General features: G+C 46.3%; 11 protein-coding genes. 9 read left to right on the top strand and 2 right to left on the bottom strand.

Annotation, left to right across the window (positions count from 1 at the left end; all coding sequences use genetic code 11):
- Positions 1 to 4: 4 nt before the first annotated feature.
- The gene (locus WA325_RS12490) at positions 5 to 1,171 is read left to right on the top strand and encodes a DegT/DnrJ/EryC1/StrS family aminotransferase (RefSeq protein WP_336183714.1); all 1,167 of its coding nucleotides are present in this window, start codon (positions 5 to 7) and stop codon (positions 1,169 to 1,171) included.
- Complete coding sequence (locus WA325_RS12485) at positions 1,150 to 2,118, top strand: polysaccharide pyruvyl transferase family protein (RefSeq protein WP_336183712.1); 969 nt, start codon at positions 1,150 to 1,152, stop codon at positions 2,116 to 2,118. The genes WA325_RS12490 and WA325_RS12485 overlap by 22 nt, the downstream gene beginning before the upstream one ends.
- 9 nt (positions 2,119 to 2,127) lie before the next feature.
- On the opposite strand, the gene yvfG is transcribed toward WA325_RS12485, so the two are convergent.
- Positions 2,128 to 2,346: a protein YvfG gene (gene yvfG / locus WA325_RS12480; RefSeq protein ID WP_185848596.1), complete on the bottom strand. Its 219-nt coding sequence runs from the start codon at positions 2,344 to 2,346 to the stop codon at positions 2,128 to 2,130.
- Positions 2,347 to 2,424: 78 nt separating this feature from the next.
- Here yvfG and rpoN point away from each other — a divergent pair, with 78 nt between their 5' ends.
- Positions 2,425 to 3,735: an RNA polymerase factor sigma-54 gene (rpoN, locus tag WA325_RS12475; protein WP_099043511.1), complete on the top strand. Its 1,311-nt coding sequence runs from the start codon at positions 2,425 to 2,427 to the stop codon at positions 3,733 to 3,735.
- A 26-nt stretch (positions 3,736 to 3,761) separates the two neighbouring features.
- On the opposite strand, the gene lutP is transcribed toward rpoN, so the two are convergent.
- Positions 3,762 to 5,453 carry an L-lactate permease LutP gene (gene lutP / locus WA325_RS12470; RefSeq protein WP_336183711.1) on the bottom strand — a complete coding sequence of 564 codons (1,692 nt, stop codon included), beginning with the start codon at positions 5,451 to 5,453 and terminating at the stop codon, positions 3,762 to 3,764.
- Between the two features lie 224 nt (positions 5,454 to 5,677).
- Here lutP and lutR point away from each other — a divergent pair, with 224 nt between their 5' ends.
- From lutR to WA325_RS12440, 6 genes are all read left to right on the top strand, one after another.
- A complete protein-coding gene (gene lutR, locus WA325_RS12465) occupies positions 5,678 to 6,400 on the top strand; it encodes an L-lactate utilization/bacilysin biosynthesis transcriptional regulator LutR (protein ID WP_024122919.1) in 723 nt (240 codons plus the stop codon).
- Positions 6,401 to 6,572: 172 nt separating this feature from the next.
- Positions 6,573 to 7,565, top strand: coding sequence for a LacI family DNA-binding transcriptional regulator (locus WA325_RS12460; RefSeq protein ID WP_151174524.1), 993 nt, complete (start codon positions 6,573 to 6,575; stop codon positions 7,563 to 7,565).
- A 150-nt stretch (positions 7,566 to 7,715) separates the two neighbouring features.
- On the top strand, positions 7,716 to 8,981 hold the full coding sequence (locus tag WA325_RS12455) for a sugar ABC transporter substrate-binding protein (protein WP_336183709.1): 1,266 nt from the start codon (positions 7,716 to 7,718) through the stop codon (positions 8,979 to 8,981).
- A gap of 39 nt (positions 8,982 to 9,020) precedes the next feature.
- Positions 9,021 to 10,277, top strand: coding sequence for an arabinogalactan oligomer ABC transporter permease GanP (gene ganP, locus WA325_RS12450; protein ID WP_326326901.1), 1,257 nt, complete (start codon positions 9,021 to 9,023; stop codon positions 10,275 to 10,277).
- A 3-nt stretch (positions 10,278 to 10,280) separates the two neighbouring features.
- Positions 10,281 to 11,132, top strand: a complete 852-nt coding sequence (ganQ, locus tag WA325_RS12445; RefSeq protein WP_326326899.1) for an arabinogalactan oligomer ABC transporter permease GanQ — start codon at positions 10,281 to 10,283, stop codon at positions 11,130 to 11,132.
- An 18-nt stretch (positions 11,133 to 11,150) separates the two neighbouring features.
- Positions 11,151 to 13,214 carry a beta-galactosidase gene (locus WA325_RS12440; protein WP_105990951.1) on the top strand — a complete coding sequence of 688 codons (2,064 nt, stop codon included), beginning with the start codon at positions 11,151 to 11,153 and terminating at the stop codon, positions 13,212 to 13,214.
- Positions 13,215 to 13,244 lie beyond the last annotated feature (30 nt).

Raw genomic sequence — 13,244 nt, 5'->3', positions numbered from 1 at the left:
TTACATGCATAAAAAAATCTACTTATCCGCCCCTCATATGAGCGGCAGGGAGCAGCACTATATTTCAGAAGCCTTTCGCTCAAACTGGATTGCGCCGCTTGGGCCGCTTGTGAATACATTTGAAGAAAAATTAGCTGAACGAGTCGGCGCCAAAGGAGCGGCTGCGGTCAGCTCAGGCACCGCCGCGATTCATTTGGCGCTACGTTTGCTGGATGTAAAAGCGGGAGACACCGTGTTTTGTCCGTCCTTTACATTTGTGGCAACGGCAAACCCGATTTTATATGAAAAAGCGGTGCCTGTTTTTATAGATTCTGAGCCGGATACGTGGAATATGTCTCCGAAAGCACTTGAAAGAGCACTGGAGGAAGCAAAACGAAATGGAAATCCGCCCAAAGCGGTCATTGCCGTCAACCTGTACGGACAAAGCGCGAAAATGGATGAGATTGTAAGCCTGTGCGGCTTATACGGAGTGCCGGTCATTGAGGATGCGGCTGAATCCCTCGGTTCAGTCTATAAAGGGAAGCAGAGCGGGACATTCGGCCGTTTCGGCGTTTATTCATTTAATGGAAACAAAATCATTACCACTTCAGGAGGCGGGATGCTTGTATCAGACGATGAAGCTGCCATTGAAAAAGCAAGATTTCTCGCTTCACAGGCCCGCGATCCTGCTGTTCATTATCAGCACAGTGAAATCGGGCACAACTACAGATTGAGCAATATCCTTGCCGGAGTCGGCATGGCCCAGCTTGAGGTGCTGGATGAGCGGGTGGAGAAAAGACGGGAGATTTTTACGAGGTATGAAAATGCGCTTGGCAGCCTAGATGGCGTTTGCTTTATGCCGGAATACTCAGAAGGCGTGTCCAACCGCTGGCTTACTGCACTCACGCTCGATAACGGGCTGATTCCATATGAGGTAGTTCAGCATCTTGCTGAAGAACAGATTGAAGCGAGACCGCTTTGGAAGCCGCTGCATACCCAGCCTCTGTTTACATCATCTGCATTTTATTCCCATACAGATTCTGAAAGTGTGTGCGAAAACTTATTCAGGCGAGGGATCTGCCTCCCATCCGGAACAAATATGACCGAAGAAGATCAAGACCGAGTAATCGATGTGTTGTTACACTTATTCCAAACAACAGAGGTGAAGAGATGGACAGCAAGCATTCAATGATCAGCCTGAAGAAAAAACTGGCCGGGCTGCTCGAAATGATTCCGAAGCAATCCGTAATCATTTACGCCGACTATCCTCTATACGGAAATGTAGGGGATCTATTTATTATGAAAGGAACGGAAGCCTTTTTTAAAGAAAATGACATTCGGGTCAGAAAACGCTGGAACCCAGACAATTTCCCAATCGGGCGAAAGCTTGATCCGAATCTGATCATCGTCTGCCAGGGAGGCGGCAACTTCGGGGATTTGTATCCGTACTATCAAGGATTTAGAGAGAAAATCGTTCAAACCTATCCAAACCACAAAATCGTCATTCTGCCGCAATCCATCTATTTTCAACATGAAGACAACTTAAAACGGACGGCTGACATTTTCTCTGCCCATTCAAATCTGCATATCATCACAAGGGAAAAAGCCTCCTATGCAACGGCACAGGCGTACTTTCAAAACAATCATATCAAGCTATTGCCTGATATGGCCCACCAGCTGTTTCCCATCATTCCGACACAGCAGCCGATCGGCCAAAAGCTGAGATTTATCAGAACAGATCATGAAGCAAATGATGAGCTTCAAAGACATGCGCAAGCGGAAAGCTATGACTGGCGTACAGTGCTGTCAGCTTCAGACCGCCGGACAATCGCTTTTCTCCAAACGCTGAACGTCCTGAACAAAAAAGCGGGCAATCCTCTGCCAATCGCATTTATATGGAGAAAATACTCGGATTACATCGTCACCAAAGCCATTCGCTTTTTCAGCCGTTACCAATCGGTGGAAACGTCAAGACTGCACGGCCATATTTTGTCCTCTCTTCTTCAAAAAGAAAACACGGTCATTGATAATTCCTACGGAAAAAACGCCAATTACTATCATACTTGGATGGAGGGAGTGCCAAACACTCAAATCATTCGGGACGCCTCAAAGAAGGAAAACCTTCCTGCTCACATGTGAGCGGAAGGTTTATTTTGCTTCTCCGCGTTTTACTTTGTTGTAGGCTTCATCTAAATGCTGAATCCGCTTCAGGACAACGGCGTTTTTTGTCAGCTGATCCTGCACAAGTGTGGAAACGACAGAACGGTAGTAGCTGTTCATTGCGTGGATCTTATCCTCAGACGGGTTCATTTCAATATGCTGCTTTAAGTTTTCAATAAAATACGGTACAGAAAAAAGTTCAGACATTTCTTTGGCAGCTCCTTTTTCATAAATGTATACGGTGTCATCCCAATCATGTACAATGAAGAAAGGGGAGTGAGCAAGATGGATATGAAACTTCAGCAAGTACAAGTACTAAAGCCTCAACTGACACAGGAGCTCAGGCAGGCCATTACGCTGCTTGGCTATCATTCGGCGGAACTGGCCGAATACATTGATGAGCTCTCACTGGAAAACCCTCTTATTGAACGAAAGGAAACAGACACACCGCCACTATCTTACCATAAAACAAACAAAAACAGGATCAGCAGGCAGGAGGCGGGCCTTCAATTAAGCAATCCGCAAAAAACACTGCAGGATGTCCTCAAACAGCAGTCGCTGGATATGAATCTGTCAAACACTGAAAAAAAGATTTTTAATTATCTGATACATTCGCTTGATTCAAACGGATATCTGGAGGAAGATGTGGAGGAGGCAGCCCGGCGCCTGTCTGTTTCGGCAGAGGAAGCGGAAGCGGTTCTGAGAAAACTACAGTCGCTTGAACCAGCGGGAATCGGCGCAAGATCTCTTCAAGAGTGTATTCTGCTGCAATTACAGCGTCTCCCGAACAGAAATGAACAGGCAGAACTGCTTGTTTCAGAACACTTTGATGTATTTGCGCAAAAAAACTGGAAAGCGCTTTCAAAAGAAACTGGAATCCCGCTTCACGCGATTCAGGACATTTCTGATAAAATTGCTGCGCTTCACCCAAGACCCGGCCTTCTGTTTGCCAGTCCGGAGCAGGATATGTATATTGAACCTGACATTTTCATCATCGTTAAAAACGGCCAGATCACAGCGGAACTGAACAGCCGCTCGTTCCCGGAGATTGAGCTGCATCCGCAGTACAGGCCGCTTCTATCGTCGGGCGCCTGTCAGGATACGGTTTCCTATTTATCTACGAAATATCAGGAGTGGCGCTGGCTGAGCCGCGCGCTGAGGCAGCGGAAGCAGACGATCACCAGAATTGTAAATGAGCTGACCGCACGTCAAAAAGATTTTTTCCTAAAAGGGCGGAGCGCTATGAAGCCGCTGACACTGAGAGAGGTGGCGGATTGTCTGGGCCTGCATGAATCAACCATCAGCCGGGCCATTAAAGGGAAAACGATACAAACGCCTTACGGATTGGTTGAGATGAAGATGTTCTTCTCAGGAAAAGCAGAGGCCTCTGGAGATGGCGATACATCCAACTATGCGGTCAAAACGCATCTTCAAGCATTGATTCAGCAAGAGGATAAAACAAAACCCCTCTCAGATCAAAAGCTTGCTGACCTGTTATATGAACAGCACCGCATCCAAATCTCCAGACGCACAGTGGCGAAATACCGCGATCAATTGAACATTCCGTCATCGGCAGCCAGAAAACGGTACAAATAAAATCCTCCCTGTAAGGGAGGATTTTTTTACGGAATCATCCAGCTGAAAAACTGGTGCTGCAAAAAGGTGATGATACAGACGAGCAGCAGCAAAAACAAGCTGTGCTTGATCGTAAAGCGGAAAAGATCCGACTCCTTCCCGGCGAGTCCGACTGCCGCACACGCGACCGCGATTGACTGCGGGGAAATCATTTTGCCGGTGACGCCGCCTGATGAATTGGCCGCGACCGATAGGACAGGGTCCATTCCGACCGATAAGGCTGTTACTTTCTGAAGGTTTCCAAACAGCAGGTTAGCCGACGTATCCGAGCCGGTAATAAAGACGCCGAGCCAGCCGAGAACCGGCGAAAAGAAGGTGAACATCGAGCCTGTCAGCGCCAGCGTCATGCCGAGCGTTGTGCTCATTCCCGAGGAGTTGGTGACATATGCAAAACCAACGACCGAGGCGATCGTTAAAATCGGAAACTTCAATTCCTGCAGTGTTTCGCTAAAAACAGCCCCCCATTCTTTCCACGAAATGGACGTGATGAATTTTGACAGCACTGCGGCAATTAAAATCGCGGTGCCTGCCGAACCAAGCAACTCAAGCTTATAAACCGCTTCAATCGGAGTGCCGTCAGCATTGACGATCTGATTGTTCAAAAAAGGCACCCCAGGAGCAAAAGTCAGCTTTTCTCCAATCACATTCAGCCATTTTAAGACAATGGCTGTGCCATCGTAATGCCCTGTCAGCGCGGATTTGACCGAAGGAATGCCCCAAACAGAAATCATCACCGTCAGCAGCAGAAACGGCGACCAAGCCTTAAAAATCTGCCCGCCGGTGTAAGTCGGTGCATCAGGGTGCAGTTTTGCCGTTTCAATTGCGGCGGCCGATTCCTGCTCCCCCGCAAACCGGAATGTCTTCTTCGGCTTCCACCATTTCAAAAACACAGCTAGCGCAGCCATCGATACTAGCGCCGACAAAACATCCGGCAGCTCCGGTCCCAGAAAGTTGGAACTGAGATACTGAACAGCGGCAAAGGAAACACCGGAAACAAGAATCGCCGGCCATACCTCAAAGGCTTTCCTGAATCCGCTCATAATGATAATTAAATAAAGAGGAATAAATACAGATAAAAACGGCAGCTGCCGCCCGACCATTTGAGAAATCTCCATCGCCGGAATCCCTGTCGGCCCTTCTACAGCTGTAATCGGAATCCCAATCGCCCCGAAGGCTACTGGCGCCGTATTGGCAATCAAACAAATCCCCGCCGCATAAAGAGGGTTAAAACCGAGGCCGACAAGCAGTGCGGCCGAAATCGCGACCGGCGCCCCGAAGCCCGCCGCTCCTTCTAAAAAAGCCCCGAATGAGAAAGCGATCAGCAGCGCCTGAAGCCGGCGGTCATCGGTAATGGAGAGAACAGAGCTGCGAATAATATCAAACTGTCCCGTTTTTACAGTGATTTTATACAAAAAAACAGACGTCACAATGATCCAGCCGATTGGCAGAATGCCGTATACGGCTCCTTGTGTAGCGGACATAAGCGCTTTTTCCGCCGGCATCCCGTAAATCAATACAGCAATCAGCAGCGCGATTCCCAAGGTGGACAATCCCGCCGTATACCCCTTCATTCGTTTAATGGCGAGTGCCCAGAAAAAGAAAATAATCGGTACAAGTGCGGCAAGCGCAGATAAAAGCAAATTTCCCCCTATAGGCGTATATGCCTGTGTCCATTGCATCCCAAACCCCTCCTTCAAACATAACTGGCTATGTGTAAGCGGTTTCCAAAGATGATATGATCATCTGATGACTAGATAATAAGACCAGTTACCTAGCATTATATTTTGAAAAAAATCAAAGTACAAGACTTTTTGACGAAATTGTCTAAATCTTTTGGCGGCGCCCAAAAGGGAGTATAATAGATCGTAAACAGCCAGACCTACAAGTTGCGGGGTGAATTGCATTGAAATATAAACAGATTAAAACAAAAAAGATATATGAAGAAGTCGCGGATGCATTATTAGATATGATCAAAACCGGCCAACTGAAGCCGGGGGATAAACTTGACTCCGTTCAGGCGCTTTCCGAAAGCTTTCAAGTCAGCCGTTCAGCGGTGCGCGAAGCGCTTTCCGCATTAAAAGCGATGGGGCTTGTCGAAATGAAACAGGGAGAAGGCACCTACCTAAAGGAGTTTGAACCTGATCAAATTTCTCAGCCTCTGTCAGCCGCACTTTTAATGAAAAAAGAAGATGTCAAACAGCTGCTCGAGGTCAGAAAGCTGCTTGAAATCGGCGTGGCTTCATTAGCTGCCGAAAAACGGACAGAAGAGAATCTCCAAAGCATTCATGCGGCGTTAAAGGAAATGGGGGAGATTGAAGCAGACGGGGAGCTAGGCGAAAAAGCAGACTTCGCCTTTCATTTGGCACTCGCTGACGCTTCACAAAACGATCTGCTTAAACATCTGATGAATCACGTATCATCATTGCTGCTGGAAACGATGAGAGAAACGCGGAAAATCTGGCTGTTTTCCAAGAAGACCTCGGTACAGCGGCTTTATGAGGAGCATGAACGGATTTATAATGCCGTGGCTGCCCAGGACGGAGCACAGGCGGAAGAAGCGATGCTGGCACACTTGACGAATGTGGAAGATGTCCTTTCGGGATATTTTGAGGAAAACGTGCAATAACCGACTCATTTCCCGGGCAATTCTGCTGGTGCATACAAACAACCAAGACTGAGCTGTAATGGTTCAGTCTTATTTTCATTGTGCGGCTGACACAGCTTGACATTTACGAAAAAGAAAGTAAAATATTTTACTAAAACGACCACTGGCATGTTTGGGAATGGAGGCAGATATAATGGCGACAATAAAAGATATCGCACAAGCCGCGGGATTTTCGATTTCAACCGTTTCCCGTGTTTTAAATAACGATGAGAGCCTTTCTGTACCGGACGAGACGCGTGAAAAGATATATGAAGCCGCGGAGAAACTTAATTATCGCAAGAAAACTGTAAGGCCGCTGGTGAAACACATTGCTTTTTTATATTGGCTGACAGATCAAGAGGAGCTGGAAGATGTCTATTTCAAAACAATGAGATTAGAAGTAGAGAAATTGGCGAAAACCTTCAATGTCGACATGACGACCTATAAAATAACGGACGGTATTGAATGCATTCCAGCTCATACAGAAGGTTTTATTGCCGTGGGCACCTTTTCTGATAAAGAATTAGCGTTTCTCAGAAATCTGACGGAGAACGGTGTTTTTATTGACTCTTCACCTGATCCCGACCATTTTGATTCAGTAAGGCCGGACTTAGCGCAAATGACGAAGAGAACGGTAAACATCCTAGTTGAAAAAGGGCATAAGAATATCGGATTTATTGGCGGCACGTACAAAAATCCGAACACGAATCAAGATGAAATGGATATTCGTGAAAAAACGTTCCGATCCTATATGCAGGAAAAAGGGATGCTGGACGAGCGCTATATATTATGCCACCGCGGCTTCTCCGTCGAAAATGGCTACCGCCTGATGACTAAAGCGATTGAAGCATTGGGTGATCAGCTTCCGACCGCCTTTTTTATCGCGGCAGACCCGATTGCGGTCGGCTGTCTGCAAGCCCTGAATGAAAAAGGAATCGCGATACCAAACAGAGTGAGCGTCGTGAGCATCAATAACATCAGCTTTGCCAAGTACGTCTCTCCGCCGCTGACGACCTTTCATATTGATATCAAGGAACTATGTAAAAACGCTGTGGAATTATTGCTTGAGCAAGTGCTGGAAAAGCGGAAAACGGTTAAAACGTTATATATGGGAGGTGAATTAATCGTCAGAAAGAGCATGAATTAAATCGTATTTCAAAATGGCTTAGTATTCTAAGTCATTTTTTGTTTGGTAAAAAAATTTATTTATAAGAGTAAATAGTTTGTTTACACATTTTCTCAGTCATGCTATATTGTTTTTGAAGCGCTTTCATCTAATACGGAAGGGTGACAATTGATGAAAATGGTAAAAAAGTACGCCGGTGTCATGCTCTGCGCGGCTGTCAGTTTATCTTTAGCCGCCTGCGGACCGCAGGAAAGCAGCAGCGAAAAAACAAGTTCAAAGGGCTCGGAGCTTGTCGTGTGGGAGGATAAAGAAAAAAGCATCGGCATTAAAGACGCTGTTGCCGAATTTGAAAAAGAGCATGATGTAAAGGTCAAAGTTGTTGAAAAACCTTATGCCCAGCAGATTGAAGATTTGCGTATGGACGGCCCGGCCGGCACAGGGCCTGACGTGTTGACCATGCCCGGTGACCCGATCGGAACGGCTGTCACAGAGGGATTAATCAAAGAATTAAACGTCGAAAAGGATGTTCAATCGCTCTACACAGACGCATCCATTCAGTCTCAAATGGTGGATCAGAAGCTTTATGGCCTGCCTAAAGCCGTCGAAACAACAGTGCTTTTTTATAACAAAGATCTCATCTCAGAGGACGAATTGCCGCAAACGCTGGAAGAGTGGTACGACTACTCTAAAAAAACGGCTGATGGCAGCAAATTTGGATTTTTAGCCTTATTTGATCAAATCTATTACGCGCAAAGTGTTATGGGCGGGTACGGCGGATATATCTTTGGAAAGGATAAGGATGGAAACGATGATCCGTCTGATCTTGGAATCAATAATGAAGGCGCTGTCAAAGGTGCTGAGCTGATTCAGAAGTTTTATCAAGACGGCTTATTCCCGGCTGGCATTGTCGGAGAGCAGGGAATCAATGTACTCGAATCACTGTTTACAGAAGGAAAGGCTGCTGCGATTATTTCAGGCCCATGGAATGTAGAAGCCTTTTCGAAAGCGGGAATTGATTATGGCATCACCAAGCTTCCGAAGCTGGAAAACGGCAAAAACATGAGCTCTTTTATCGGCGTCAAAAGCTACAATGTCAGCGCATTTTCAAAACATGCAGAGCTGGCGCAAGAGTTAGCCGTTTTTCTGGCTACTGAAAAGAATTCTAAAAAACGATATGAACAAACGAAAGAAGTTCCGGCCGTTCAATCATTAGCGAGTGACAAGGCGATCATGAAAAGCGATGCGGCACGGGCGGTCACCGAACAATCCCGCTTCTCAGAGCAGACGCCGAATATACCGGAAATGAACGAAATATGGACCCCGGCTGATTCGGCATTACAAACGATTGCAACAGGAAAAGCGGACCCGAAAAAAGCCTTAGATCAGGCTGCCGAAACGGCCAAAGGGCAGATGAAGGCAAAGCATAGCGGAACATAAAGAGAAAAGTAGATTTGTATTGTAAGAGAGGTGAAGACGGTGCAGCATCGTAAAGTCGCTTTGTTATTGTCAATCATTCCGGGCCTTGGTCAATTCTACAACAAACAATGGATCAAAGGCCTCCTGTTTCTCCTCTTGGGCGCATCGTTTTTTGCGGTATTTGGAGATTTGCTGAATATGGGGCTTTGGGGAATCTTCACGCTGGGAACAGAGGTGCCGCGGGATAACTCGGTGTTTCTGCTGGCGGAAGGCATTATCGCTGTCATTGTGACATGCTTTGGACTTGCGGTATATTATGTGAATTTGCGAGACGCTTATCAAAGCGGAAAACGCCGTGATGAAAAGAGGCCCTTGAGCTCTCTCAAGGAACAATATCAAAATATCATCGCTCAGGGCTATCCATATGTCGTCAGCGGACCATCTCTGTTTATTTTAATTTTCGCGGTGATCTTTCCCATCTTATTCAGCTTTGCCTTAGCTTTTACAAACTATGATTTATATCATTCTCCTCCTGCTAAATTAGTAGATTGGGTTGGTTTTCAAACCTTCACTGATATTTTTACTGTCGATATTTGGCGCTCGACCTTTTTTGATGTGCTGGCTTGGACGGTGGTGTGGACGCTTTGTGCTTCCACTCTGCAAGTCAGTCTGGGGATATGGCTGGCGATCATTGTGAATCAGAAAGACATCCGGTTTAAACGGTTTTTCCGGACTATTTTGATTTTGCCATGGGCTGTTCCCGGATTTGTCACGATTTTAATTTTTGCAGGTTTGTTTAACGATAGTTTCGGCGCAATGAATCATGACATCTTGGCTTTCTTGGGCATTGATCCGCTTCCGTGGATGACAGATGCGAATTGGTCGAGGCTGGCGCTGATCCTCATGCAAGGCTGGCTTGGTTTTCCGTATATCTTCCTTGTTTCAACGGGTGTTTTGCAATCGATTCCTGAGGATCTTTATGAAGCGGCGACAATCGATGGTGCTTCCATCTTCTCAAAGCTGAGATACATCACGCTCCCGATGGTGTTCATTGCAATGGCTCCGATTATCATTACGCAGTTCACATTTAATTTTAATAACTTCAATATTATTTATCTTTTCAATGGAGGCGGTCCGGCTGTTTCCGGATCAACAGCCGGCGGAACAGATATTCTCGTATCGTGGATTTATAAATTGACGATGCAGTCCAGCCAATATTCCCTTGCGGCTGCTTTAACCATTTTATTGTCTGTGTTTGTGATTGCCATTGCATTGTGGCAATTCAGACAGACGAAGTCTTTTAAAGAGGAGGGCTGAGACATGCTGGCAGATATGAAGGTCAAAAAATTTATGCGGCTCCTTTTCTCTTACTTGTTTTTAGCCTGCATGGCGGCCATTATTGTGTATCCTCTCCTTTGGACGGCAGGCGCCAGCTTTAATCCCGGCAACAGTTTAATCAGTACATCCCTCATTCCGAAGAATCCGACGTTCGACCACTACAAAGAATTATTTGCGGGCAAAGAAAGCCTTCAATATGTGCAGTGGTATATCAACTCGATAAAAATCAGCCTGTTTACGATGGCTGGCTCACTGATCTGTGTGACGTTTACGGCCTATGCGTTTTCCCGCTTTCGGTTTAAAGGGAGGAAATACGCATTAACGCTCTTTTTATTGCTGCAAATGATACCTCAGTTTTCTGCATTGATCGCCTTGTTTGTGCTGGCTCAAATGTTAGGAATGATCAACAGCCATTGGCTGCTGATCCTGCTTTATATCGGCGGCCTGATCCCGATGAATACGTACTTGATGAAAGGATATATGGATTCTATCCCGATTGATTTAGACGAAAGCGCAAAGATTGACGGGGCAAGCAGCACGAGGATCTTTTTGCAGATCATCCTGCCTTTATCAAAACCGATGGCGGCAGTGGTTGCGATGAATGGATTTACCGGCCCGCTCGGAGATTTTGTTTTGTCATCAACGATATTGAGAACACCTGAATCATATACATTGCCCGTAGGCTTATTCAATTTAGTCAATGATGTCATGGGAGCAAGCTATACGACATTTGCGGCGGGTGCCTTGCTCATCAGCATACCTGTTGCCGTCATCTTTATCATGCTGCAAAAGAATTTTGTGTCCGGATTAACCGCAGGCGGAACGAAAGGATAAGAGAATAAGGGGGAGAACATCATGTCAAAGCTTGAAAAAAAGCACGTTACAAAAGCGAAGTTTATGCTCCACGGAGGAGACTACAACCCTGATCAATGGCTGGATCGGCCGGATATTTTAGCCGACGATATAAAGCTGATGAAGCTTTCCCATACCAATACGTTTTCTGTCGGCATTTTTGCATGGAGTGCGCTTGAGCCGGAGGAAGGTGTATATCAATTTGAATGGCTTGATGATGTTTTTGACCGTATCCACAGTATCGGCGGCCGTGTCATTTTAGCAACGCCGAGCGGAGCGCGTCCTGCCTGGCTGTCGCAAACCTACCCTGAAGTGCTGCGGGTCAATGCCTCCAGAGTGAAACAGCTGCACGGCGGACGGCATAACCACTGCCTGACGTCCAAGGTCTATCGTGAAAAAACGCGGCACATCAACCGTTTATTAGCAGAAAGGTACCGCGGTCATCCGGCGCTTTTGATGTGGCATATTTCCAATGAATATGGAGGAGAATGCCACTGTGATCTATGCCAGAACGCTTTCAGAGAGTGGCTGAGAATGAAATATGACAATAGTCTCAAAGCATTGAATAACGCATGGTGGACGCCGTTTTGGAGTCATACATTCAATGACTGGTCACAAATTGAAAGCCCTTCCCCGATTGGAGAAAATGGCTTGCACGGCCTGAACTTAGACTGGCGCCGGTTTGTCACGGATCAAACCATTTCCTTTTATGAAAATGAAATCGTACCGCTGAAAGAGCTGACGCCGGACATTCCGATAACAACGAATTTTATGGGTGATACACCAGATTTAATTCCTTATCAGGGTCTCGACTACAGCAAATTTGCAAAGCATGTGGATGTCATCAGCTGGGACGCTTATCCTGTGTGGCACAATGATTGGGAAAGCACAGCAGATTTGGCGATGAAGGTCGGCTTTATCAATGATCTGTACAGAAGCCTCAAGCAGCAGCCCTTTTTATTAATGGAGTGTACGCCTAGCGCTGTCAATTGGCATAACGTAAACAAAGCGAAACGTCCGGGCATGAACCTGCTTTCATCTATGCAAATGATTGCCCACGGATCAGACAGCGTCCTCTATTTCCAATTTCGAAAATCACGAGGATCATCGGAAAAACTGCATGGGGCGATTGTGGATCATGACAACAGCACAAAGAACCGCGTCTTTCAAGAAGTGGCAAAAGTCGGGGAGACATTGGAACAGCTGTCTGAAGTCGTTGGAACGAAGAGACCGTCTGAAGCTGCTATTTTGTATGATTGGGAAAATAATTGGGCGCTTGAGGACGCTCAGGGATTTGCAAAAGCGACAAAGCGTTATCCGCAAACACTGCAGCAGCATTACCGCACATTCTGGGAACAGGATATCCCGGTCGACGTCATTACAAAAGAACAAGATTTTTCAGCGTATAAGCTGCTGATCGTCCCCATGCTGTATGTAATCAGTGAAGAAACCATCACGCGATTAAAGAAGTTTACGGCTAACGGCGGAACCTTGGTGATGACGTATATCAGCGGAATCGTCAACGAGCATGACTTAACGTACACCGGCGGCTGGCACCCAGACTTGCAAACGATATTTGGAATTGAGCCGCTCGAAACAGATACGCTGTATCCGAAAGATCGAAATGCCGTCAGCTACCGCAATCAAACGTATGAAATGAAAGATTATGCAACGGTGATCGAATTGAAAGCCGCAACGGCAGAGGGTGTGTATCAGGATGACTTTTATGCGCATACCCCTGCGGTTACAAGCCATCAATATGAACAAGGAAAAGCGTATTTTATCGGCGCGCGTTTAGAGGATCAATTTCACCGGGATTTTTATCAAAGTTTGATAAAAGAACTGTCTTTGTCTCCGGTTTTTCCGGTTAAGCATGGTAAAGGCGTCTCCGTACAGGCGAGACAGGATCAGCACAATGACTATATCTTCATCATGAATTTTACGGAACAACAGCAGCTGGTTTCGTTTGATAAGCGTGTGAAGGATATTGTTACTGGTGAAATGCTTTCAGGAGACCTGATCTTGGAAAAATATGAAGTGAGAATTGTCGTGAACTCACATTAAGGTGTGCCTCCGCTCTATATGGGCGGGGTG

Source organism: Bacillus sp. 205(2023), from assembly GCF_037027485.1.
In the GTDB taxonomy this organism is placed as follows: Bacteria; Bacillota; Bacilli; order Bacillales; family Bacillaceae; genus Bacillus; species Bacillus halotolerans.
Note: the sequence above shows the minus strand (reverse complement) of the source record. Positions and strands in the feature narration are given on the sequence as shown.

Coding starts and splice junctions, on each gene's coding strand:
- ganQ (WP_326326899.1), top strand. CDS start 10,281: ATGCTGGCAGATATGAAGGTCAAAAAATTTATGCGGCTCCTTTTCTCT.
- rpoN (WP_099043511.1), top strand. CDS start 2,425: ATGGATATGAAACTTCAGCAAGTACAAGTACTAAAGCCTCAACTGACA.
- WA325_RS12490 (WP_336183714.1), top strand. CDS start 5: ATGCATAAAAAAATCTACTTATCCGCCCCTCATATGAGCGGCAGGGAG.
- WA325_RS12485 (WP_336183712.1), top strand. CDS start 1,150: ATGGACAGCAAGCATTCAATGATCAGCCTGAAGAAAAAACTGGCCGGG.
- WA325_RS12455 (WP_336183709.1), top strand. CDS start 7,716: ATGAAAATGGTAAAAAAGTACGCCGGTGTCATGCTCTGCGCGGCTGTC.
- lutP (WP_336183711.1), bottom strand. CDS start 5,453: ATGCAATGGACACAGGCATATACGCCTATAGGGGGAAATTTGCTTTTA.
- yvfG (WP_185848596.1), bottom strand. CDS start 2,346: ATGTCTGAACTTTTTTCTGTACCGTATTTTATTGAAAACTTAAAGCAG.
- WA325_RS12460 (WP_151174524.1), top strand. CDS start 6,573: ATGGCGACAATAAAAGATATCGCACAAGCCGCGGGATTTTCGATTTCA.